The organism is Streptomyces sp. NPDC093252, from assembly GCF_040683675.1.
Taxonomy (GTDB): domain Bacteria; phylum Actinomycetota; class Actinomycetes; order Streptomycetales; family Streptomycetaceae; genus Streptomyces.
Genome location: NZ_JBFBEM010000015.1, coordinates 78,857 through 100,243 on the forward strand (window position 1 = coordinate 78,857; position 21,387 = coordinate 100,243).

Genomic DNA, 21,387 nt, shown 5'->3' on the forward strand with positions numbered 1-21,387 from the left:
TCCGCGCATCGGCGAGCGGCGTCGGCGTCCCGTGTGCCGTCTCCGGTCCGATCAGTGGCCTCTCCGGCCCGCTCAGCCGCCCTGCCGGTCGTCCGCCGTCGCGCACACCGGCGCCACCCCGGTCCCGGTTCCCGTCCCCGCCGTTCCCGCCCCGTCCTTCGCCGCCGGGCGGCCCCGGAAGTGGTGGCGCTTGCGCCAGGCCATCACCGTGCCCGCCAGACCCGGTACGGCGATGCAGGCCAGGGCGATCAGAAACGCGGGCGAGGTGGGCGTCGAGGCGCGCGCCCCGGCGACGACATACGCGGCCGTGTTCGGGATCGACCCCAGCGCGGTCGCCATCAGGAACGGGACCCAGCCCATCCGGGACACCGCGGCGCAGTAGTTCGACGCCCAGAACGGCACCCCCGGGAACAGCCGCACCGCCAGCATCGACCGGAAGCCGTGGCGGCTGAGCTGGCCGTCGACCGCGGTCAGCAGCCGCCCCCGCAGCAGCGGGCGCAGCGCGTCCTGGCCCAGCGCCCGGCCCAGCCCGAAGGCCATCGCGGCGCCGATCACCGAACCCGCCAGGGCCGTGGCGATGCCCAACTGCGACCCGAACACCGCCCCCGCGGCCAGATTCAGCAGCGGGCGCGGTACGAACGCCACCGTGACCAGGCCGTACGCCGCGGCGAACACCAGCGCGGCGAGCACCCCGCCGAGCTGCGGCGGCCAGCCCTCCCGCAGCAGCCGCTGCGGCTCGAACAGCAGGACGGTCGCCCCCGCCCCCACCAGCAGCGCCACCAGCAGGGCGAACCGGGCCCAGGGCGAGAGCAGCGCTCTGGCACAGCGGACGGCGAGGGTGGGACGCAGGGGCACGGCACCGGCGGGGAGGGCGGTGGTGTGCGCGAGTCCGGTGGGCGCGGCCGGGGGTGCGGCCGTACCGGTGCCCCCAGGGCGGGTGCTGGCATCGAACAAGTGAACTCCCGGAGTTTCCCGAGGGCGGGGTCCCGACGGCGGGGAGGCGGGGCGGGCGCGTGCCGGGAAGCAGGCGGCCCGTGCCCACGATCCCACAGGGGTCACGTCTGTATACGCGATTGTCCTATGGCTGGTTCGCTCCGCCCACTTGTGAGAAGCGGCACAGTCGTTCCCGAACCGGACCGGGCGGGTGCGCCGCCGTCGCCGTATCGTGCGCCCATGGGCGACGGAGGCGGGGAAGGAAGAGCGGGTGCGGGTGCGGTACCGGGCAGCGCGCTCGCGGACACCCTGCTGGAGCGGCTCACCACCGTCTACCCGGCCGCCGCCGACCCCGACCGGGCCGCGGCCATGCGGGCGTACATGAAGGACATCGCCCCCTTCCTCGGCCTCACCACACCGGTGCGGCGGACGCTGTCCCGCACGGTGCTCGCCGGGACGCCCCGCCCCGCCGAGGCCGACTGCACCGCCGTCGCCCTGCGCTGCTGGGCGCTGCCCGAGCGCGAGTACCAGTACTTCGCCGTCGACTACCTCCGCCGCCACACCGCCCGCTGCTCCTCCGCCTTCCTGCCGGTGGCCCGGCGGCTGATCACCACCGGCTCCTGGTGGGACACCGTCGATCTGCTCGCCGTGCATGTCGTGGGCGGACTGGTGGCCGCCGATCCCCGGCTCACCGCCGACCTGGACCGCTGGATCACCGACGACGACCTCTGGGTCGCCCGCACCGCCCTGCTCCACCAGCTCCGCTACCGGGAACGGACCGACACCGAGCGGCTCTTCGGCTACTGCCTGCGCAGGTCCGGCCACCCCGACTTCTTCATCCGCAAGGCCATCGGCTGGGCGCTGCGCGAGTACGCCAAGACCGACCCGGACGCCGTACGGGACTTCCTGGCGCGCGAACGGGGCCGCTTCGCGCCGCTCTCGGTCCGGGAGGCCCTCAAGAACATCGGGGAGGGGGAAGGGGAGACGGAAGGGGCGGGGGAGTAGGGGCGGCCGGGCGGGGCGGGAAAACCGTTCGACGCCGGGGGGCTTCGCCAGCGATGATCTCTCCATGTTCCGGTACGCCTTCCTTCTCGCCGCATCCGCCGCCGCGGATGCTCCGAAGGCTGCCGTCCTTGTGCTCCTGGCCGCTGTAGACGGCGCCCGAAGCTGACCCTCCCCGGAACGACCGGCGGACCCCGCAGGGGGAGGGTCGGCCGGAATCCGGGGTCCCGTCTTCCACCCTCAGCAGGCTTCGAGCCGGGTTACGAGGAACTCAGTCATGTCCAAGACGGCGTACATCCGCACCAAACCGCATCTCAACATCGGCACCATGGGCCATGTCGACCACGGCAAGACCACGCTCACCGCCGCCATCACCAAGGTCCTCGCCGAGCGCGGCTCCGGCACCTTCGTGCCCTTCGACCGGATCGACCGCGCCCCGGAGGAGGCCGCCCGCGGCATCACCATCAACATCGCGCACGTCGAGTACGAGACCGACACCCGGCACTACGCGCATGTCGACATGCCCGGTCACGCCGACTACATCAAGAACATGGTCACCGGCGCCGCCCAGCTCGACGGGGCGATCCTGGTCGTGTCCGCGCTGGACGGGATCATGCCGCAGACCGCCGAACACGTCCTGCTCGCCCGGCAGGTGGGCGTCGACCACATCGTCGTCGCCCTCAACAAGGCCGACGCGGGCGACGAGGAGCTGACCGACCTGGTCGAGCTGGAGGTCCGCGACCTGCTGACCCGCAACGGCTACCCGGGCGACGCGGTACCGGTCGTGCGGGTCTCCGGGCTCGGGGCGCTGGAGGGCGACCCGCGCTGGACCGCGTCCGTCGAGGCGCTGCTCGACGCGGTGGACACCTATGTCCCGCTGCCCGAGCGGTATCTCGACGCCCCGTTCCTGCTACCGGTGGAGAACGTGCTCACCATCACCGGGCGCGGCACGGTCGTCACCGGCGCCGTCGAGCGCGGCACGATCCGGATGGGCGACCGGGTCGAGGTGCTCGGCGCGGAGCTGGAGTCCGTCGTCACCGGGCTGGAGACCTTCGGCAAGCCCATGACGGAGGCCCAGGCCGGGGACAACGTGGCGCTGCTGCTGCGCGGGGTGCCCCGGGACGCGGTGCGACGCGGGCATGTCGTCGCCGCGCCGGGCAGCGTGGCGCCCAGCCGGCGCTTCACCGCCCGGGTGTACGTGCTGTCGGCCCGCGAGGGCGGGCGGACGACACCGGTCGCCACCGGGTACCGGCCGCAGTTCTACATCCGCACCGCGGATGTCGTCGGGAACGTCGACCTCGGCGAGGCCGGGGTCGCCCGGCCCGGGGACACGGTGACCATGACCGTGGAACTGGGGCGGGACGTACCGCTGGAGGCCGGGCTCGGCTTCGCGATCCGCGAGGGCGGCCGGACGGTGGGGGCGGGGACGGTGACGGCCCTGCTGTGACCCGCCGGGTGTGAAGGGGGCGGGGGGCCGCGGCCGTGCCGGGCCCCCCGTGCCGCCCCCGCACAATGGGTGGGTGAACGACGCCCTTCCCGTGCTCCGGGTCACCGAGTACGGCACCGTGAAGCTGCTGCCCGATGTGGACCTGCCGCGCGCCTGGCTGCTCACCGTCGACGGGGCACCGCAGTCCTACGTCGATCTCGACGCGCCCGACCGTCTGGAGTTCGAGTACACCCGGCGGCTCGGGCACGCCCTGGACGTGCTGGACGCGCCGGGACGGGCGTGGGACGTCGTCCACCTGGGCGGTGGCGGGCTGACCCTGCCCCGGTACCTGGGGGTCACCCGGCCCGGGTCCCGGCAACGGGTGGTCGAGGCGGACGGGGGGCTGCTGGATCTCGTCACCGAGCATCTGCCGCTGCCCCCGGAGATCCCGGCCGAGCTGTACGCGGCGGACGCCCGGCAGTGGCTGGAATCCGCCCCCGACTCCTCGGCGGACGTGGTGATCGGCGATGTCTTCGGCGGCTCGCGGGTGCCCGCGTCGCTGACCTCCGTGGAGTATGCGCGGACGGTCGCCCGGGTGCTCCGGGAGCGCGGCGTCTATCTCGCCAACCTCGCGGACGGGGCGCCCTTCGGGTTTCTGCGCACCCAACTCGCCAACCTCGCGACGGTCTTCGGGGAACTGGCGATGGTCGCCGAACCGGGGGTGCTGCGCGGGCGGCGGTTCGGCAACGCGGTGGTCGTGGCCTCGCGTCACCCTGTCGACGTGGCGGCGCTGGCCCGGCGGACCGCCGCGGACGCCTTTCCGGCGCGGGTGGTGCACGGGGCCGCGCTCCGGGACTTCATCGGCGGGGCGCGACCGGTCCGGGACGCGGAGGCGGTCGCCTCACCGGTTCCGCCGGAGGGGGCGTTCGGGGTCGGGTGACGGGGGTGGGGCGGTGGGCGCTTCCGTTGGGGTGGGCGGCGTGTGGGGGGCGGGGGGCTTCGACGTCGTCACCGGTTTGGTGCGGCGGCGCAGGGTCCGTACCTCCGGGACGCACAGGACCAGGGCCGTCACCACGATCACCAGGACCGCGCACCCCCACAGGGCGCCCGTCCGGCCGAAGGCCGACTCCGCCGGGCCCGCCAGCGCCGTCGCCAGCGGCACCAGGGACACCGAGCCGAACCAGTCGTAGGCGGCGACCCGGGACAGCTTGTGCTCCGGGATCTCCTGGTGCAGCGCGGTCATCCAGGAGACCCCGAAGATCTCCAGGGTGACGCCGGTCAGGAACATGACCGCGCACAGCACCCCGATCGACGCCGGTACGGCGAGGGCCGCCGCCGGCAGCGCCAGGGGGAAGACCCCGAGGGTGCCGGCCAGCAGCAGCCTGCGGGGTTTCCAGCGGGTCATCAGCAGCGCCCCGGCGACCGTGCCCGCGCCGAAGAAGCCCAGCGCCAGACCCCAGGGACCGGCGCCGCCCAGATGGTCGCGGGCGACCAGGGGGCCGTAGACGCCGTCGGCGGCGGCCACCACCGCGTTCGCGATCGAGAACTGGACGACGACGCTCCACAGCCAGGGCCGTCCGCTGAACTCCTGCCAGCCCTCCCGCAGATCGGACAGCAGCCCGCCGCCCGGCTCCCGGGCCGGGATATGACTCACGTCCAGGAACCAGCGCAGCGCCCCGGCGAGCGCGAAGGCCACCGCGTCCGCCGCCAGGACCCAGCCGGGGCCCAGCGCGGCGACCATCGCCCCGCCCAGCGCGGCCCCGCCGAGCGCCGCCCCGTGCATCGCCATCCGGAACATCGCGAACGCCCGGCTGGCGTGCTCGGCGGTCACACTGGACAGCAGCATGCCCTCGGCCGCCGGGCTGAAGAACGCCTGGCCGGTGCCGCCGAGCGCGGAGAGCAGCATCATGTGCCACAGCTCGGCCCGCCCGGTGAGTACGACCACCGCGAACAGGCCCTGGGAGACACAGTTCAGGGCGTTCGCCGCGACCATCACCCGGTGGCGCGGCAGCCGGTCCGCGAGCGCGCCGCCGATCAGCAGGAACAGCACCAGCGGCAGGGTGCGCGCGGCGGCCACCAGCCCGACGTCCCCGCCGTCGCCGCCCGCCTCCAGCACCGCGAACGCTGCGGCGATCAGCGCCCCGTTGCTGCCGAGGTTGGTGATGAAGGCCGCGCCGGTGAGCAGGGTGTAGTTGCGGCCCGCCCAGGCGGGACGGCGCCGGGGGGAGGACGGGGGCGGGCCGGGGGGCGTGGGGGGTGTGGCGGGGGTCTGCACGGCCCGACTATCTCCGGCCGGAGAGCCCCTTGCCAAACCCCTTGCCGGACTTTCCGGGGCCCTTCGACTTCGACCGGGGCGGCCGAACCGTTGTCCGCGGCCGGGCCACGGCCTTCCGGCCACGGCCTTCCGGCCACGGCCTTCCGGCCACGGCCTTCCGGCCACGGCCTTCCGGCCACGGCCTTCCGGCCACGGCCTCCCGGCCACGGCCTCCCGGCCACGGCCTCCCGGCCACGGCCTCCCGGCCACGGCCTCCCGGCCCGGTCCGGGTCAGCCGCCGGTCGGTTCGCCGTGCAGCCGTACCGTCTTGAGGATCTTCAGGACATCGGCGTCCGGGATCTCGTCCTGCACTCCCTTGGCGCCGTAGAAGTTCCAGGAGACGAAGTCGTTGCTGGAGTTCTTGAAGCCGAAGGTGAGCGCCTTGCCGTCGCTGGCGCACTTGCCGGTCTGCGGGGTGTTTGTGGACCGCGCCCAGGCGATGGAGCCCTGGATGCCGGAATCGGTGGTGAACGGTTCCGCCTTGTCGGGGCTCTGCACGCTCTTGCGGTCGGGCTGGGTGTAGCCGCCGTACACCCACCAGGACACGTTGTTGATGGCGACCTCGTCGGTGTCCTTCGCGCCGTCCGCGCCCTTGGTGCCGACCGCGCCGAGCGAGGTGTCGTCGGTGCTGCCGTCCTTGTTGTCGTCGCTGGTGCACCACTTGGACTGGTAGAGCGCCGTGCCGGCCATGGTGATGAGCGGCTTGAAGTCGTCCGAGTCCGACTCCTCGAACCCGATGCTCAGGGTCGGCGACTGCACCTCCCAGTCGGCCGGTACGTCGAAGGCGATGCCCCACTTGGGGTTCACCACGACCTTCCAGCCGGGCACCGTCGGCTTCTCGGTCTCCGTGCCGCGCGGGTTCTCCTGGGCGCTCGGGGACCCGGCCGGTTCCCGGGACGCCGACTGGCTCGCCTCGGGACCGCCCGCGTCGGCGGGGTCCTTGGCGCTGTCCTGGTCGCCGCCCAGGACCAGGTAGCCGGTGACACCGGCCGCGATGACGACGGCCGTGGCGGCGACGATGGCGACCAGCCTGGTCCGGTTCCCGCCTCCGCCGGAGGGCGGCTGAGGGTCGCTCACCGGGGTGGGCACGGTCCAGGCGGGGTGGTGCTGCGACTGGTGGGGCTGCGGGGGCTGGTGGGGCTGATGCGGGTACGGGGTCTGCTGGTAGCCCGGTTGCTGGTACGGGTTCGGCTGCTGGTAGCCGGGCTGCTGGTACGGGTTGGGCTGGGGGGCGCCGGGTTGCGGCTGGGGATTGGGCTGGGCGCCGGGCTGCGGGTCCGGGTCGGGCTGCGGGGTGCCCGGTTGCTGGTACGGGTTCTGCTGCGGAGCGCTCGGTGAGGGAGTGCCCTGATGCTGATGCTGCTGCGGGTGTCCCTGTTCCGGGTGCCCCTGCGGGTTCTGCTCGCCCCCTGGCGGCTGCTGTCCTGGCCACATGTGCGGTAACCCTAGTGCGGAGCGGGACACGATGGGGTCACCGGCCATCGTCGGTGCTGTACCGAAGGTGTCCGGTGCCTCATCGGAGGGGCCTCATCGGAGAGGGGCCTCAGCGGAGCGCAGTTCCCGGTGCCTCTCCGGCGACCTTTCCGCTACCCGTGGGTAACATGGCCTTCATGAGCGCTGACCAGATGACGATCGGCGAGTTGCTCGCCGCCACGGTGCCGATGGTGCGGACCCTCGAACTCGCCTACCTGGAGACCACCCCGGAGAAGGCGGTGCTGGCCCTTCCGGACCAGGAGGAGTACCGCAACCATGTCGGCGGGCCCCACGCGGGCGCGATGTTCACCCTCGGCGAGTCCGCCAGCGGGGCCGTCGTACTGGCCGCCTTCGGTGACCAGTTGGCGCGGGCCGTGCCGCTGCCCGTGCACGCGGAGATCGACTTCCGCAAGATCGCGCTGGGCCCGGTGACCGCCACGGCCACCCTCGGCCGCCCGATCCCCGAGATCGTCGCCGAACTCGACGCCGGGGAGCGCCCCGAGTTCCCGGTCGCCGTGGAGATCCGGCGCGAGGACGGGGCGGTGACGGCGGAGATGACGGTCGTCTGGACGCTGCGGCCGGGCGGCTGAGGCGGCGGCACGCCCGGCACGGGGTGGGGGCCGGGGTCGGCAGCGGCGGGGACCGGCCCCGCCTCCGCGAGGCCCCGCGCCCGTCCCGTGAGGCCCCTCCGTCCAGTCCGGCCCCGCCCTCCGCCCCGTGAGCCCCCGCCCTCCGCACCGTCCGGCCCCGCCGCGCCCGACACCCCGCCTGACGGTTCGTCACCCTCCGCTGCCGCACAGTGGGCCCATGACCGACACCGTTCCCCGACGATCCGCCCTGCGGCTGCTCGGCGGTGCCCTCGCCGTCGTCGCGGCGGCCACCGGCGCGCACGCCTCCACCGTACGGGCGGCGGGCGCGCGGGCATCCGGCGCGCGCCCGGCGACGGCGGTCCCGACCGGTGCGGCCGGAGCCGGGCGCCGGGCCGGGGCGCTGCTCGAACAGCTCACCCTCGACGAGAAGATCTCCCTGCTGCACGGTGCCACCGACCCCGCCCCGCTCGGCCAGGCGGGCTACGTCCCCGGGGTGAAACGGCTCGGCATCCCGCCCCTGCGGCTGGCCGACGGACCCGCCGGGGTCCGGGTCGCCCGGCACGCCACCGCGCTGCCCGCCCCCGTTCTGCTGGCGGCTGCCTTCGACCCGGCGCTCGCGCGGCGCTACGGCGAGGTCATCGGGCGGGAGGGCCGCGCCCTCGGCCAGGATGTGCTGCTGTCCCCGATGGTGAACCTGATCCGCACCCCCTACGCGGGCCGGAACTTCGAGACGTTCGGGGAGGATCCGCTGCTCGCCGCCGATCTCGTCGCCGCCGAGATCCGGGGCGTCCAGGACGCCGGACTGATCGCGACCGTCAAGCACTTCGCCCTGAACAACCAGGAGCAGGACCGCATGACGGTCGACGTCCGGGTCGACGAGCGCACCCTGCACGAGGTCGAACTGCGGGCCTTCGAGGCCGCCGTCACGGCCGGCGCGGGCGCGGTGATGGGCGCGTACAACAAGGTGAACGGGGTCTTCGCCTGCGAGAACCCGGTGCTGCTGAGCGAGATCCTGCGTGAGCGGTGGGGGTTCGAGGGGTGGGTGATGACCGACTGGTCGGCCGCCCGGAGCACCGTCGCGTCGATCACCGCCGGACTCGACATGGAGATGCCCGACGGCCGGTACTTCGGGGCGGCCCTCGCGGCGGCGGTCCGGGACGGCCGGGTGCCGGAGAAACTGGTCGACGCCTCGGCCGGGCGGCTGCTCGGGGTGATGGAACGCTTCGGGCTGCTCGACGGGAGTGCCCCGCCCCGGCCCGCGCGCGATCCGGCGGCGGGCGCGGCCGTCGCCCTGGAGGTGGCCAAGGCCGGGGCCACCCTGCTGCGCAACGCCCGGGGCACCCTCCCCCTCGACGGGAGCGCCCGGCTGGCGGTGATCGGAGCGTCCGCCTCCCACCCCTTCGTCAGCGGCGGCGGCAGCGCCCATGTCGTGCCCGACCGGGCCGTCAGCCCGTTGGACGCCCTGCGGGCGCGGGCCGCCTCGGTCACCCACGCCCTCGGCGAGGACCTCTTCGGCAAGCCGCTGCCCGCCACCCTGCTCACCCCCGCCCTCGCCGCCGAGCACCGCACCGTGGCCGCGGGACGGACCTGGACCTACGACGGCACACTCACCCTCGACGCGCCCGACGAGTGGACCTTCGTCCTGCACTTCTCCGGCGACCCCGCCCGCCGCCCCTCCGTCCGCCTCGACGGCACGGAACTCTTCCCTCAGCTCCCGGACCACGGCGAGTACTTCATGGGCGGACTGACCACCACCGCCCCCGACGGGCTCGGCGTCCGTCGCGCCACCCGCGCCCTCACCCCCGGCGCCCACCGGCTGGCCGTCACCGCCGAGGGCGGCACCGCCGGGCTCTCCTTCCGGCTGCGCCGGATCAGCGGCACGACCCGCCGCGACGACGTGGCCGACGCCGTACGGATCGCCCGCGCCGCCGACCGGGTGGTGCTGTTCGCCCACGAGGACGCCACCGAGGGCCGGGACCGTACGAGCCTGTCCCTGCCCGGCGGCCAGGACCGGCTGATCGAGGCGGTGACCGCGGCCAACCCGCGCACCACCGTCGTCCTCAACACCTCGTCCGCGACCGCGATGCCCTGGCTGGAGGGGACCGGCGCGGTGCTCCAGATGTACTACCCGGGCCAGGAGGGCGCCGCCGCGACCACCGCCGTGCTCTACGGCGACTGCGACCCCGGGGGCCGCCTGACCCAGACCTTCCCGGCCGACGACGACCACCATCCCGTCGCCGCCGACACCCGCCGCTACCCCGGCGAGAACAGTGTCGTGGAGTACTCGGAGGGCGTCCACCTCGGCCACCGCTGGTACGACGCGCGGGGCGTGCGGCCCCTGTTCCCCTTCGGGCACGGCATGTCGTACACCTCCTTCGCCTACGAAGGGCTCCGGGCCCGCCGGACGGCGGAGGGGGCCGAGGTCGTCTTCGCCGTGCGCAACACGGGGGGCCGGAGCGGGATCGCCGTGCCCCAGGTGTATCTGGGGCCCTCGCCGGAGCTGCGGCTGGAGCAGCCGGTGCGGGTGCTGGCGGGGTACCGGCGGCTGACGCTCGGGCCGGGCGAGCGGCGCGAGGTGAGCGTCCGGATCGACGGGCGCACCCTGTCGTCCTGGGATCCGCAGCGGCACGGCTGGGTGCTGGGGACGGGGCGGCGGACGGTGTGGGTGGGGGCGTCGTCGGGGGATCTGGCGCTGCGGGCGGAGGTGGAGATCACCGGCGCGCCGAGTGGCGGGTGAGGGGGTCAGTACAGGTCGCCGTGGGCCTTGCCCAGTTCTGTGTAGAGGGTGCTGTTGAGGGTCAGGCCCTCGCGTTCCTCGGCGGTCAGTGCGCGGCGGATCTTCGCCGGTACGCCCGCGACCAGGGAGCCCGGCGGGACCTCAAGGCCCTGCGGGACCAGGGCCTGGGCGGCGACCAGGGAACCCTCGCCGATGACGGCGCCGTTGAGGACGGTGGCGCCCATGCCGATCAGGCAGTCGTCCTCGACGGTCGCGCCGTGCACCACCGCGTTGTGGCCGATGGACACCCGCTCGCCGACCGTCACCGGGAAGCCGGGGTCGGCGTGCAGGGTGCAGTTGTCCTGGACGTTGCTGCCCGCGCCCACCGAGATCCGCTCCACATCGCCGCGCAGCACCGCCCCGTACCAGACACTCGCCCCGGCACAGAGCGTCACGTCCCCGATGACCGCGGCCGTGGGTGCCACGAACGCCGTCGGGTCGATGCGCGGCTCCCTGCCGCCGATACCGGTGATCAGCGCCTGCTGTGCCATGCCGTCTCCCTGCGGGTGGTGGAGGTGCCTGCCGCTGAGCACCGTACGTCACCCGGTGGGGCGAAGATCACAGGGCACCGGTCCGCGGAGCGGCCCGCCCGCCGATTAACGTGAACCCGTGACGAAACGCAGGAACACGTTCTCGTCCTGGTGGCGCCGGGTGGCGCAGCGTGCTGTGCACTCGGGCTGGGCCTGGGTGCAGCGCACCGGCTCCGTGACGGCCGAGCGGCCGGGCCGCTTCCGCTTCGGCGCGATGGGAACCGGTACCAGACTGGCCTTCCCGCTCGGCACGGTCTTCGGCGAGCCCTGGATCCGGCTCGGTGCCCACTGCATCGTCGGCGAACAGGTCACCCTGACCGCCGGGCTGATGCCCGACCTCGATCTCGGCCCCGACCCGATCCTGCGCATCGGCGACGGAGTCGTCCTCGGCCGCGGCAGCCATGTCATCGCCGACACCACGGTCACCATCGGCAGCGACTGCTACCTCGGCCCGTATGTGTACATCACCTCCACCAATCACTCCTACGACGATCCGCACCAGCCCATCGGCAAGCAGTGGCCGCGCATGGAGCCGGTCGAGATCGGCCCCGGCTGCTGGATCGGCACCGGCGCGGTGATCCTGCCGGGCGCCCGCATCGGGCGGAACGTGGTCGTCGCCGCCGGTGCGGTGGTGCGCGGGGCGGTTCCCGACCACGCCGTCGTCGCGGGCGCTCCCGCCCGGGTCGTCCGGCGCTGGACCCCCGCCGAGGGCTGGCAGCCGCCGCTGCGGACCCCGGCGCCGGTCCCGGTCCCGGACGGGGTGACCTCCGAGCAGCTCCTCGCGGTGTCCGGGCTGGACGAGGCGGCGGCGGCCCGGCTCGCGGAGCTGGCCGGCCTGGACGAGGAGGACCTGGCCCGGCTCGCCCAGCTCGACGCCGACTGAGCCGGGGCAGTGCCGCGCAGTACAGTGCGGTGAACAATCGGGTGCAGCGCACCGGAGCGCGGCGGGTGCCGCCGACCGGCGGACGCTGCCGGTCTGGATGTCGATGTTGGGTGGAATGTGTCGGACCTCGAACTGCTGACCCAGTCGCTGGCGCGCACGGTGAAGCACTGGCGCGCGGTGCGCGGCTTCACCCTCGATGTGCTCGCCGCCCGCTCGGGCGTCAGCCGGGGCATGCTGATCCAGATCGAGCAGGCCCGCACCAACCCCAGCCTCGGCACGGTCGTCAAGATCGGTGACGCGCTCGGCATCAGCATCACCACCCTCCTCGACTACGAACAGGGCCCCAGGGTCCGGATCGTCCCCGCCGACCAGGCCGTACGGCTCTGGCACACCGACGCCGGCAGCTACAACCTGCTGCTCGCCGGGACCGAGGCCCCCGGCCCGCTGGAGCTGTGGGAGTGGCGGCTGATGCCCGGCGAGTCCAGCCCCTCCGACCCGCACCCGGCCGGCACGGTCGAGCTGGTCCATGTCATCGAGGGCGAACTGACCCTCACCGTCGACGGCACCGACCACCGCGTCCCGGCCGGGGCCAGCGCCGCCTTCGAGGCCAACGCCGCCCATGTCTACGGCAACACGGGGGACCTTCCGATGCGGATGGTGATGGCGGTGTCGGTGCCGCCGGTGGGTTGAGCGGGGGACCGGGGGGCCTGGGGTGCTGCCGGTGGGCTGAGTCTTCGCCCGCCGGGTCTGTGGCTCCGCCCGTGGAGGGCCGTTCGCCGTCCGGAGGGGCCGTTCGCCGTCCGGAGGCCGGGACACCTGCCCGGGGTGGGTGCCGTCGAGGCGCCTGTTAGCGTGCGCGGATGCGCGCACCCATCGGACACTTCGAACAGGCCACCCCCGCCCCCGACGCCCTCGCCGAACTGGTCACCCCCGTCGCCGCCGCCGTCCGCGACTGGAGCGGCAGCGTCCCGGCCGGGCAGATCGTCTATGTCGAGACCGATCCGCAGTGGGCCGACACGGCGGTCTTCGTCCAGCACTACGGGCAGGACCTCCTCGAACAGTCCGCGAACTGCGTGGTCGTGGCCGGGAAGCGGGGCGGGGAGACCACCTTCGCGGCCTGCGTCGTCCTCTCCACCACCCGCGTCGACGTCAACGGCGCCGTCCGCCGCCAACTCGGCGCCCGCAAGGCGTCCTTCGCCGCGATGGACACCGCGACCGGGGAGACCGGCATGGAGTACGGCGGCATCACCCCGATCGGCCTGCCCGCCGACTGGCCGGTGCTGGTCGACCCGGCGGTGGTGGACCTGCCGTACGTCCTCGTCGGCAGCGGACGGCGGCGCGGGAAGCTGCTGGTGCCGGGCAAGGCGTTCGCCGAACTGCCGGGCGCGGTGGTGCTGGAGGGGCTGGGGGTGGCCTGAGAGCGGTGACGGACGTGGCCTGAGGGCGGTGGTGGCAGTGCCCTCAGGGCAGTGGTGGACGTGGCCTGAGGGCGGTGGTATCGGCCGGGGACACCCCGTGGCGGGTCAGCCGAGGCGGGGTATCTCGATCGCGGGGCAGTGGTCCATCACCATGTCCAGGCCCGCCGCGCGCGTCCGCTCGTACGCCGCCTCGTCGATCACCCCGAGCTGGAACCAGACCGCCTTGGCGCCCTTCGCCACGGCCTCGTCGGCGACCGCTCCCGCCAGGTCGCTGTTGACGAAGACATCGACCACGTCCACCGCGAAGGGGATGTCGGCCAGCGAGGCGTAGCCCTGCTCGCCATGGACGGTCTCCGCCTTGGGATGGACCGGGATCACCCGCTTGCCGAACCGCTGGAGCACCGCGGCGACGCCGTACGCCGCCCGGGACCGGTTCGCGGACAGGCCCACCACCGCCCAGGTGTCGCCCGACCCGGTCAGGATCCTGCGGATCGTCTCGTCGTCGCCGTACACGGCCGGCCTCCCGGACATTCCATCCCCCCCACAGCTCTTGCCCGCGCCTTCGTCGGCGCCTCTGTGGGAGGAACGCGCGGCACTCCGCGGAGATTCCCACCGGCACGGGGGGATCCCGACCGGCACGAGGACATCCCACCCGCCACGAGGATTCCCACCCGGCACGGGGGATTCCCACCGTCGCCCGTCGGCCGTCCCGGACCGCGTTTCCGCGCCAAGGTGTCCGGATGCCTCATGACATGCCTGCGTAGTGCGGCTTTCGGGCCTACGCTCGGGCCGTGCTGCGCATCATCGACGCCCGAACGGGCCATTCCGCCGACGCCGCCCCGGTCCGCCGGGGACTGACCCGCGTCGAGGTCCATGCCGCCGGACACGACACCACCGCCCTGCGGGTGCTGCTGGTCGCCGATGTCCTCGTCCGTGCCCTGGAACTGGGCGGTACGCCGGTGTGGGCGCAACTGGGCGGCGCGGACGACCAGACGGAACTGCGCGCGGACGCCGCCGCGCTCGGCGTCCGGCCGTTCGAGGAGAGCCGGGACGTCGGGCAGGCCCTCGGGGCGGCCCAGGTGATACACGTCGCGGCGAGGGAGGCCCCCGCGGGCGGCGCCGCACCGTTCACCGCCGAGGGCGCGCTCGTCGCCGTCGCGCCGGTCGACCCGGCGACGGGGCCCCCGCCCGGCACCGACCCCGCCGTCCTGCGGCTCGCCCTGCTCTCCGCTCGCCACGACCGTCCCGCGCGCGTGGACCCCGCCGCGCTGGACACCGCCCGGGGCATCCTCTCCGGCTGGCGCCGCGCGGTCGCCGGCTGGGCCCGCACCCCGTCCCGGCCGATCCCCGCCGATGTCCGCAAACGGCTCCGCGCCGCCTGGGAGGACGATCTGGACGTGCCCGGTGTCCTGACCGTCCTGCGCGGCGTCGCCGACGACCCCGCCGTCCCCGACGGAGCCCGCTTCGAGACCTTCGCCTACGCCGACCGGCTGCTCGGCGCCGAACTCACCCGGGACGTGGGGGCGCAGGCGTGACCCGCCGGACGGGCGCGGGCCCGCTGCGCCGCCTTGTGGTGCTGCGGCACGCCAAGTCGGCCTGGCCGGACGGCGTCCCCGACCACGACCGGCCGCTGGCACCCCGGGGCCGCCGGGACGCGCCCGCCGTCGGGCACGCCCTCGCCGAGGCCGATCTGCTGCCCGACCTCGCCCTGTGCTCCACCGCCGTCCGCGCCCGCCGGACCTGGGAGCTGGCGTCCGCGCAGTGGGGCACCCCGCCGCCGGTCCACCACGACCCGCGGGTGTACGCGGCGGACGCCCCCGAACTGCTGGCCGTCGTGCGCGAGACCCGGCCCCGGGTGGAGACCCTGCTCCTGGTCGGGCACAACCCCGGTCTGGAGGACCTGGTGCTGCGCCTCGCCGGGGACGGCCTGGACGGCACCCTGGACCGGGTCCGGGAGAAGTTCCCCACGTCCGCCGTGGCCGTCCTCACCTGGTACGGGCCCACCTGGGAGACCCTCGCCCCCGGCGCCGCCCTCCTGACGGCGGTCCTGGTGCCGAGGGGGCGGAAGAAGAAGGCCGCGTAGCCGAGGAGACGGGGTGGAAGGCCGCGCAGGGGGCGGTCATCCGGCCGCGAACGCCGCCGCCAGGGCCCCCGCCCCGCCCAGCACCACCAACTGGAGCACCCCGGGGCCCCGCCACCGCAGGGCGAGCAGGCCGCCGCCGGTCAGGGCCGCGCCGCCGAGCAGGATCCACATCGCCTGCCGGGCCGACCGGGGCGCCTCCGCCGGATTGGCGGGGTCGTAGGCGTCGCCCCAGCCGGTGATGCCCCAGCGCAGCCACAGCCAGGCGATGAGCAGCAGATCGAGCACCAGCAGCCCCGCAGAGGCCGCCGTCTGCGCCCCGCCCGACGGCCCGTGCCGCCGCTCCGCACCCGTCATGGCCCCTCCGCCCGGTCCCGCTGTGCCGTCCGACGCCATCAGCCTCCCGCCCCGGACCCGATCGCACATGAGTACGGCTACCTAGAAGGGTCACCGGGAACCGGGCCCCAGGGGCCGCATAGGCTGGGCGGATGCCGGACGAGTACCGCACAGTGGCCCGCGCGGGTGTGCACGAGACCGAGGTCAACCGCTCCCGCTTCCTGTGCACGCTCGCCCCGGCGGCCACCGAACAGGAGGCCCAGGACGTCATCGCGCGCGTGCGCAAGGAGCACGCGGACGCCACCCACAACTGCTGGGCGTATGTGATCGGCGCCGACGCCGCCGTCCAGAAGGCCAGTGACGACGGGGAGCCCGGCGGCACCGCCGGGCTCCCCATGCTCCAGATGCTGCTGCGGCGCGATCTGCGCCACACCGTCGCCGTGGTGACCCGCTACTACGGCGGGGTCAAACTCGGCGCGGGCGGCCTGATCCGCGCCTACGGGGGCGCGGTCGGCGAGACGCTGGACGCCCTCGGCACCCGCACCCGGCGCCGCTTCCGGCTGGGCGCGGTCACCGTCGGCCACGACCGCGCGGGGCGCCTGCACAACGACCTGCTCGCCACCGGCCGCACGGTACGGGAGGTGCGCTACGGCGAGCAGGTCGCCATCGAGGTCGCCCTCCCGGACGCCGAAGTCCCCGCCTTCCGCGCCTGGCTGGCCGACACCACCGCCGGGACCGCCGTCCTCGAACTCGGCGGGGAGACGTACGGTGATGTGTGATGTGTGATGTGTGATGTGTGATGTGTGATGTGTGATGTGTGAGCTGTCATGTGAGACGGGACGCGACCGGTCCGCCATCGGCAGCCGAGGTACGCGGTGCGCTGTCCCACGACCGAAGGGACCCTCCTCACCGTGACCGCCCACCGCGGCGTCCAGGTCCGGTCCACCGGCCTCGACCGGATCCTCGCCGACGCCTGCGACCGCGTCCCCGGCCCCATCGGCCGCGCCGACCGGAACCCCCGCTTCCCCCTTCTCGGCCACGCCCCGCCCTGCCGGACCTGACGCCCGGCGCGGGTGCGGCCGGTGGCAGACTGTGAGGTCCGTGAGCCACCGGTCACCGGCAGGGGATAGCGTGGCCGGTGCCGAGAACGCCGGCACCGGGCCGGCACGGGGGTTGTTGGGGGAGACGTGCGGGCCGGAGTGGTGTCGTGAGAATTCTGCACACGTCCGACTGGCATCTGGGCCGGGCCTTCCACCGGGTGAACATGCTCGGCGCCCAGGCCGGGTTCATCGACCATCTCCTGGCGACCGCGCGGGAACGGGCGGTGGACGCGGTGGTCGTGGCGGGCGATGTGTACGACCGGGCGGTCCCGCCGCTCGCCGCGGTCGAACTCTTCGACGAGGCCCTGCACCGGCTGGCCGGACTCGGGGTGCCGACGGTGATGATCTCCGGGAACCACGACTCCGCGCGCCGCCTCGGCGTCGGCGCCCGGCTGATCGGCCGGGCCGGGATCCATCTGCGCACCGACCCGGCGGGCTGCGGCACCCCCGTCGTCCTCGGCGACGCGTTCGGCGAGGTCGCCTTCTACGGGCTGCCCTATCTCGAACCCGCCCTGGTGAAGGACGAGTTCCAGGTGGAGCGGGCGGGCCACGAGGCCGTGCTCGCCGCCGCCATGGACCGGGTCCGCGCCGATCTCGCCACCCGCCCCGCGGGCACCCGCTCGGTCGTCCTCGCCCATGCCTTCGTCACCGGCGGCCGGGCCAGCGACAGCGAACGGGACATCACCGTCGGCGGGGTCGCCGCCGTCCCCGCCGGGGTCTTCGACGGCGTCGACTACGTGGCCCTGGGGCATCTGCACGGCTGCCAGACCCTCACCCCGCGGGTGCGGTACTCCGGGTCCCCCCTCGCCTACTCCTTCTCCGAGGCGGACCAGCGCAAGAGCATGTGGCTGATCGACCTCGCCGCCGACGGCACGATCGGCGCCGAGCGCCTCGACTGCCCGGTGCCCCGCCCCCTCGCCCGGCTGCGCGGCACCCTGGAGGACCTCCTCGCCGACCCGGCGCTCACCCCGCACGAGCAGTCCTGGACCGAGGCCACCCTCACCGACCCGGTCCGCCCCACCGACCCCATGGCCCGCCTCACCGAACGGTTCCCGCACGCCCTCGCCCTGGTCTTCGACCCGGACCGCCCGCCCGAGGACCCCGATGTGTCCTACGCGCGGCGGCTCGCGGGCCGCACCGACCAGGAGATCGCCGAGGACTTCGTGGCCCATGTGCGCGGCGCCGGACCCGACGCCCGCGAACGCGCCGTACTGCGCGACGCGTTCGACGCGGTCCGCGCCGATGCGACCCTCCGGGAGACGGGCCGGTGAGGCGCCACGGGTGCAACGCCGCCCGCGCCGACCGGGCTGTCCACGCGGACCGGGCTGTCCGCGAGTCCCGTCCCATGGGGCTCCATGGGTTCAGCGCCGCCCGTGTGACGGGGCTCCACGGGTCCATCGCCGCCCGTGTGACGGGGCCCCACCGGTTCATCGCCGCCCGTACCGACCGGCCCGTCCGGGAGGAGGCCCCTCGAACCGGTCCCCGCCGGCCCGGCGCGGTCCGCGCCGATCAGATCCCCCAGGAGAGCGCCCGATGAGGCTGCACCGCCTCGACCTCACCGCCTTCGGGCCCTTCGGCGCCACCCAGAGCGTCGCCTTCGACCCGCTCGCCGCCGCCGGACTGTTCCTGCTGCACGGCCCCACCGGCGCCGGAAAGACCTCCGTCCTGGACGCCGTCTGCTACGCCCTGTACGGCGCCGTCCCCGGCGCCCGGCAGACCGGCCAGGGCCTCACCCTGCGCAGCGACCACGCCGCGCCCGGCACCCGCACCTCCGTCACCCTCGAACTGACCGTCGCCGGACGGCGGCTGGAGATCACCCGCCAGCCGCCCTGGGCCCGCCCCAAGAAGCGCGGCGGCGCCGGTACCACCGTCGACAAGGCGCAGACCTGGCTGCGCGAGCACAGGGCGGGCGCCTGGACCGACCTCAGCCGCTCCCACCAGGAGATCGGCGAGGAGATCACCCAGTTGCTAGGGATGAGCCGGGAGCAGTTCTGCCAGGTCGTGCTGTTGCCGCAGGGCGACTTCGCGCGGTTCCTGCGCGCGGACGCCGAGGCCCGCGGCAGGCTCCTGGGGCGCCTCTTCGACACCCATCGCTTCGGCGAGGTCGAGAAGCGGCTCGCCGAGCGACGCCGGACCACCGAGTCCGCCGTCCGCGACGGGGACGCCGAACTCCTCGCCGACGCCCACCGGATGCAGCAGGCCGCCGGGGACGCCATGGAACTGCCCGGCCTCGCTCCCGGGGAGCCCGGACTCGCCGACGCCGTGCTCGGTGCCGCCGCCGTCGCCCGCTCCACCGCCCGCGAACAGCTCGACATCGCCCGCGCGGGCCTCCTCGCCGCCGAGTCCGACCGGGCCGCCACCGGCCGCGCCCTGGACGACGTACGGGAACTGGCGCGGTTGCAGGGGAGGTTCGGGGAGGCGCGGGAGCGGGCCGGGCGGCTCGAAGCGCGGGCCGGGGCGCACCGCGAGACGCGTACCCGGATGGAGCGCGCCCGCAAGGCGGCGGCCGTCGCCCCCGCCCTGGACCTGCGGGACGCCGCCGAGGCCGAGCACCGCCGGGCGGGCGCCGCCGAGGCCCGCGCGCGGGACCCGCTGCCCACCGCCCTCACCGGCGCCGGACCCACCGGCCTCGCCACCGCCGCCCGCCGCGCCACCGAGGAACTCGGCGGCCTGGAAGCCGCCCGCCGCGCCGAACAGCGCCTCGCCGAACTGACCGGGGAACGCGCCGCGCTGGACCGCCAGGACCGCGCCGACGACGACATCCTCGCCGAGACCGGCACCTGGCTCACCGGCTGGGACACCCACCGCACCGCCCTCCAGAGTGCCGTCGACACCGCGCAGGACGCCGCCACCCGGGCCGAACAACTCGGCGAGCGACGCGAGCCCGCCCGGCGGCGGCTGGCCGCGGCCCGGCAGCGCGACCGGCTCGCCCGGGACACCGAGAGCGCCGGACGCACGGCCCTGGATTCCGCCCGGCGGGCCGCCGACGCCCGCACCCACTGGCTCGACCTCAAGGAACAGCGCCTGAGCGGCATCGCCGCCGAACTCGCCGCGCACCTCACCGACGGCGCCCCCTGCGCGGTCTGCGGCGCCACCGCGCACCCCGCGCCCGCCCGCAAGGACGCCGGGCACATCGACCGCGCGGCCGAGCAGGCCGCCCAGGACACCTTCCAGCGCGCCGACGAGCAGCACACCGAGGACGAACGCCGTCTGGGCACCGTACGGGAGGCGCTCGCCGCTGCCGCCGCGGAGGCCGGGGACACCGCGGCCGAGGCGCTCGCCGCCGAGACCGAGGAACTGGAACGGCACTACGCGCGCGCCCGCGAGGAGGCGTCCGGCCTGCACACCGCGCACGAGAGCCTGCGCCACGCCGAGCAGGAGCACCGGCGCCGCACCGACGACCGGCAGCGGGCCGAGCTGCGGGCCGCCGCCCGCACCGCCCGCCGGGAGGGCCTGGAACGCGAACGCCGGTCCCTGGAGGACGAGCTGACGCAGGCCCGCGCCGCCTTCGCGAGCGTCGCCGCGCGGGCGGCGCACCTGGAGCGGCAGGTCGCCCTGCTCACCGAGGCCGCCGACACCGCCCGGGGCGCCGAGGACACCGCCCAGCGCCTCAAGGACGCCGACGCCAAGCTGTCCGACGCCGCCTTCCGCGCCGGTTTCGACACCCCGGCCGAGGCCGCCGCCGCCCTCCTCGACGACGCCGCCCACCGCGACCTCCAGCACCAACTGGACGCCTGGGCGGCCGAGGAGGCGGCCGTCCGCGCGCTGCTCGCCGAGACCGCCACGGCCGACGCCGCCCAGCAGCCCCCGGCCGACCTCGCCGCCGCCGAGGGGGCCGCCGCCGACGCCGACCGCCGGGTCCGTACCGCCGCCTCCGCCCGCGATGCCGCCGACCGGCGCCGCACCGAGCTGGACGCCCTCTCCGCGCGGGCCGCCGACGCCGTCCGCCGGCTCGCCCCGCTGCGCGCCGAGTACGACCGGGTCGCCCGGATGGCCGCCCTCACCGCGGGCACGGCCGCCGACAACGAACGCCGGATGCGGCTGGAGTCGTACGTCCTCGCGGCCCGGCTGGAGCAGGTCGCCGCCGCCGCGACCGTACAACTGCGGCGGATGTCGTCCGGCCGGTACACCCTGGTCCACTCCGACGACCGCAGCGGGCGCGGGCGCAGCGGGCTCGGGCTGCATGTGGTGGACGCCTGGACCGGCCGGGAGCGCGACACCGCCACCCTCTCCGGCGGCGAGACCTTCTTCGCCTCCCTCGCCCTCGCCCTCGGTCTCGCGGACGTCGTCACCGACGAGGCGGGCGGGGTCCGGCTCGACACCCTCTTCATCGACGAGGGCTTCGGCAGCCTCGACGACCAGACCCTGGACGAGGTCCTGGACGTCCTGGACTCGCTGCGGGAGCGGGACCGCAGTGTGGGGATCGTCAGCCATGTCGCCGATCTGCGGCGCCGGGTGCACGCCCAACTGGAGGTGGTGAAGGGGCGGTCGGGGTCGGTGCTGCGGCAGCGGACCTGACGGCCGCC

The 21,387-nt window shown here is 75.0% G+C and carries 20 protein-coding genes; 14 read left to right on the forward strand and 6 right to left on the reverse strand.

Features of this window, described 5'->3' with window-relative positions; all coding sequences use genetic code 11:
* Positions 1–72: 72 nt before the first annotated feature.
* Positions 73–954 carry a TVP38/TMEM64 family protein gene (locus AB0O01_RS28535; protein ID WP_365317748.1) on the reverse strand — a complete coding sequence of 294 codons (882 nt, stop codon included), beginning with the start codon at positions 952–954 and terminating at the stop codon, positions 73–75.
* 219 nt (positions 955–1,173) lie between these two features.
* Here AB0O01_RS28535 and AB0O01_RS28540 point away from each other — a divergent pair, with 219 nt between their 5' ends.
* From AB0O01_RS28540 to AB0O01_RS28550, 3 genes are all read left to right on the forward strand, one after another.
* Positions 1,174–1,938, forward strand: a complete 765-nt coding sequence (locus tag AB0O01_RS28540; RefSeq protein ID WP_365317750.1) for a DNA alkylation repair protein — start codon at positions 1,174–1,176, stop codon at positions 1,936–1,938.
* Between the two features lie 274 nt (positions 1,939–2,212).
* Complete coding sequence (gene tuf, locus AB0O01_RS28545; protein WP_365317752.1) at positions 2,213–3,382, forward strand: elongation factor Tu; 1,170 nt, start codon at positions 2,213–2,215, stop codon at positions 3,380–3,382.
* A 73-nt stretch (positions 3,383–3,455) separates the two neighbouring features.
* Positions 3,456–4,301 (forward strand): fused MFS/spermidine synthase, encoded by an 846-nt coding sequence (locus tag AB0O01_RS28550; protein WP_365317754.1) that lies wholly within the window; start codon positions 3,456–3,458, stop codon positions 4,299–4,301.
* Here AB0O01_RS28550 and AB0O01_RS28555 read toward each other — a convergent pair.
* Together AB0O01_RS28555 and AB0O01_RS28560 are read right to left on the reverse strand one after the other, a co-directional pair.
* On the reverse strand, positions 4,263–5,636 hold the full coding sequence (locus AB0O01_RS28555; RefSeq protein WP_365317755.1) for an MFS transporter: 1,374 nt from the start codon (positions 5,634–5,636) through the stop codon (positions 4,263–4,265). The two genes, AB0O01_RS28550 and AB0O01_RS28555, sit on opposite strands and share 39 nt — an antisense overlap.
* Before the next feature lie 270 nt (positions 5,637–5,906).
* Positions 5,907–7,109 carry a hypothetical protein gene (locus AB0O01_RS28560; RefSeq protein ID WP_365317756.1) on the reverse strand — a complete coding sequence of 401 codons (1,203 nt, stop codon included), beginning with the start codon at positions 7,107–7,109 and terminating at the stop codon, positions 5,907–5,909.
* A gap of 191 nt (positions 7,110–7,300) precedes the next feature.
* Here AB0O01_RS28560 and AB0O01_RS28565 point away from each other — a divergent pair, with 191 nt between their 5' ends.
* Entirely contained in the window at positions 7,301–7,738 is a 438-nt protein-coding gene (locus tag AB0O01_RS28565) for a DUF4442 domain-containing protein (protein WP_365318015.1), read from the forward strand.
* Positions 7,739–7,955: 217 nt separating this feature from the next.
* Positions 7,956–10,475 carry a glycoside hydrolase family 3 C-terminal domain-containing protein gene (locus tag AB0O01_RS28570; RefSeq protein ID WP_365317758.1) on the forward strand — a complete coding sequence of 840 codons (2,520 nt, stop codon included), beginning with the start codon at positions 7,956–7,958 and terminating at the stop codon, positions 10,473–10,475.
* A gap of 5 nt (positions 10,476–10,480) precedes the next feature.
* On the opposite strand, the gene AB0O01_RS28575 is transcribed toward AB0O01_RS28570, so the two are convergent.
* Positions 10,481–11,005 (reverse strand): gamma carbonic anhydrase family protein, encoded by a 525-nt coding sequence (locus AB0O01_RS28575; RefSeq protein ID WP_365317760.1) that lies wholly within the window; start codon positions 11,003–11,005, stop codon positions 10,481–10,483.
* A 118-nt stretch (positions 11,006–11,123) separates the two neighbouring features.
* Between AB0O01_RS28575 and AB0O01_RS28580 the strand changes: the two genes are divergently transcribed.
* The 3 genes from AB0O01_RS28580 to AB0O01_RS28590 all read left to right on the forward strand — a co-directional run bounded on the left by AB0O01_RS28580 (position 11,124) and on the right by AB0O01_RS28590 (position 13,345).
* Positions 11,124–11,927 carry an acyltransferase gene (locus AB0O01_RS28580; RefSeq protein WP_365317761.1) on the forward strand — a complete coding sequence of 268 codons (804 nt, stop codon included), beginning with the start codon at positions 11,124–11,126 and terminating at the stop codon, positions 11,925–11,927.
* Positions 11,928–12,044: 117 nt separating this feature from the next.
* Positions 12,045–12,617: a helix-turn-helix domain-containing protein gene (locus tag AB0O01_RS28585; RefSeq protein ID WP_365317763.1), complete on the forward strand. Its 573-nt coding sequence runs from the start codon at positions 12,045–12,047 to the stop codon at positions 12,615–12,617.
* Between the two features lie 170 nt (positions 12,618–12,787).
* Positions 12,788–13,345 carry a YbaK/EbsC family protein gene (locus tag AB0O01_RS28590; protein WP_365317764.1) on the forward strand — a complete coding sequence of 186 codons (558 nt, stop codon included), beginning with the start codon at positions 12,788–12,790 and terminating at the stop codon, positions 13,343–13,345.
* Between the two features lie 105 nt (positions 13,346–13,450).
* On the opposite strand, the gene AB0O01_RS28595 is transcribed toward AB0O01_RS28590, so the two are convergent.
* On the reverse strand, positions 13,451–13,858 hold the full coding sequence (locus AB0O01_RS28595; protein WP_365318017.1) for a CoA-binding protein: 408 nt from the start codon (positions 13,856–13,858) through the stop codon (positions 13,451–13,453).
* Positions 13,859–14,136: 278 nt separating this feature from the next.
* On the opposite strand from AB0O01_RS28595, the gene AB0O01_RS28600 reads away from it, so the two are divergent.
* Both AB0O01_RS28600 and AB0O01_RS28605 read left to right on the forward strand, forming a co-directional pair.
* Positions 14,137–14,880, forward strand: coding sequence for a hypothetical protein (locus AB0O01_RS28600; RefSeq protein WP_365317765.1), 744 nt, complete (start codon positions 14,137–14,139; stop codon positions 14,878–14,880).
* Positions 14,877–15,428, forward strand: coding sequence for a histidine phosphatase family protein (locus AB0O01_RS28605; protein WP_365317767.1), 552 nt, complete (start codon positions 14,877–14,879; stop codon positions 15,426–15,428). The genes AB0O01_RS28600 and AB0O01_RS28605 overlap by 4 nt, the downstream gene beginning before the upstream one ends.
* A 36-nt stretch (positions 15,429–15,464) precedes the next feature.
* Here the strand turns inward: AB0O01_RS28605 and AB0O01_RS28610 are convergent, their stop codons facing one another.
* Positions 15,465–15,782, reverse strand: coding sequence for a hypothetical protein (locus tag AB0O01_RS28610; protein WP_365317769.1), 318 nt, complete (start codon positions 15,780–15,782; stop codon positions 15,465–15,467).
* 131 nt (positions 15,783–15,913) lie between these two features.
* On the opposite strand from AB0O01_RS28610, the gene AB0O01_RS28615 reads away from it, so the two are divergent.
* The 4 genes from AB0O01_RS28615 (at position 15,914) to AB0O01_RS28630 (ending at position 21,379) form a co-directional block, all read left to right on the forward strand.
* Positions 15,914–16,540: a YigZ family protein gene (locus AB0O01_RS28615; protein WP_365317771.1), complete on the forward strand. Its 627-nt coding sequence runs from the start codon at positions 15,914–15,916 to the stop codon at positions 16,538–16,540.
* 132 nt (positions 16,541–16,672) lie between these two features.
* Complete coding sequence (locus AB0O01_RS28620) at positions 16,673–16,822, forward strand: hypothetical protein (RefSeq protein ID WP_365317772.1); 150 nt, start codon at positions 16,673–16,675, stop codon at positions 16,820–16,822.
* 146 nt (positions 16,823–16,968) lie between these two features.
* Positions 16,969–18,132, forward strand: a complete 1,164-nt coding sequence (locus tag AB0O01_RS28625; protein WP_365317774.1) for an exonuclease SbcCD subunit D — start codon at positions 16,969–16,971, stop codon at positions 18,130–18,132.
* 262 nt (positions 18,133–18,394) lie between these two features.
* Positions 18,395–21,379, forward strand: coding sequence for an SMC family ATPase (locus AB0O01_RS28630; RefSeq protein ID WP_365317775.1), 2,985 nt, complete (start codon positions 18,395–18,397; stop codon positions 21,377–21,379).
* Positions 21,380–21,387 lie beyond the last annotated feature (8 nt).

Excerpts from the sequence above, each read along its gene's own strand:
- AB0O01_RS28540 (WP_365317750.1), top strand. The coding sequence starts at position 1,174 with ATGGGCGACGGAGGCGGGGAAGGAAGAGCGGGTGCGGGTGCGGTACCG.
- tuf (WP_365317752.1), top strand. The coding sequence starts at position 2,213 with ATGTCCAAGACGGCGTACATCCGCACCAAACCGCATCTCAACATCGGC.
- AB0O01_RS28560 (WP_365317756.1), bottom strand. The coding sequence starts at position 7,109 with ATGTGGCCAGGACAGCAGCCGCCAGGGGGCGAGCAGAACCCGCAGGGG.
- AB0O01_RS28565 (WP_365318015.1), top strand. The coding sequence starts at position 7,301 with ATGACGATCGGCGAGTTGCTCGCCGCCACGGTGCCGATGGTGCGGACC.
- AB0O01_RS28570 (WP_365317758.1), top strand. The coding sequence starts at position 7,956 with ATGACCGACACCGTTCCCCGACGATCCGCCCTGCGGCTGCTCGGCGGT.
- AB0O01_RS28575 (WP_365317760.1), bottom strand. The coding sequence starts at position 11,005 with ATGGCACAGCAGGCGCTGATCACCGGTATCGGCGGCAGGGAGCCGCGC.
- AB0O01_RS28590 (WP_365317764.1), top strand. The coding sequence starts at position 12,788 with ATGCGCGCACCCATCGGACACTTCGAACAGGCCACCCCCGCCCCCGAC.
- AB0O01_RS28610 (WP_365317769.1), bottom strand. The coding sequence starts at position 15,782 with ATGACGGGTGCGGAGCGGCGGCACGGGCCGTCGGGCGGGGCGCAGACG.
- AB0O01_RS28615 (WP_365317771.1), top strand. The coding sequence starts at position 15,914 with ATGCCGGACGAGTACCGCACAGTGGCCCGCGCGGGTGTGCACGAGACC.
- AB0O01_RS28630 (WP_365317775.1), top strand. The coding sequence starts at position 18,395 with ATGAGGCTGCACCGCCTCGACCTCACCGCCTTCGGGCCCTTCGGCGCC.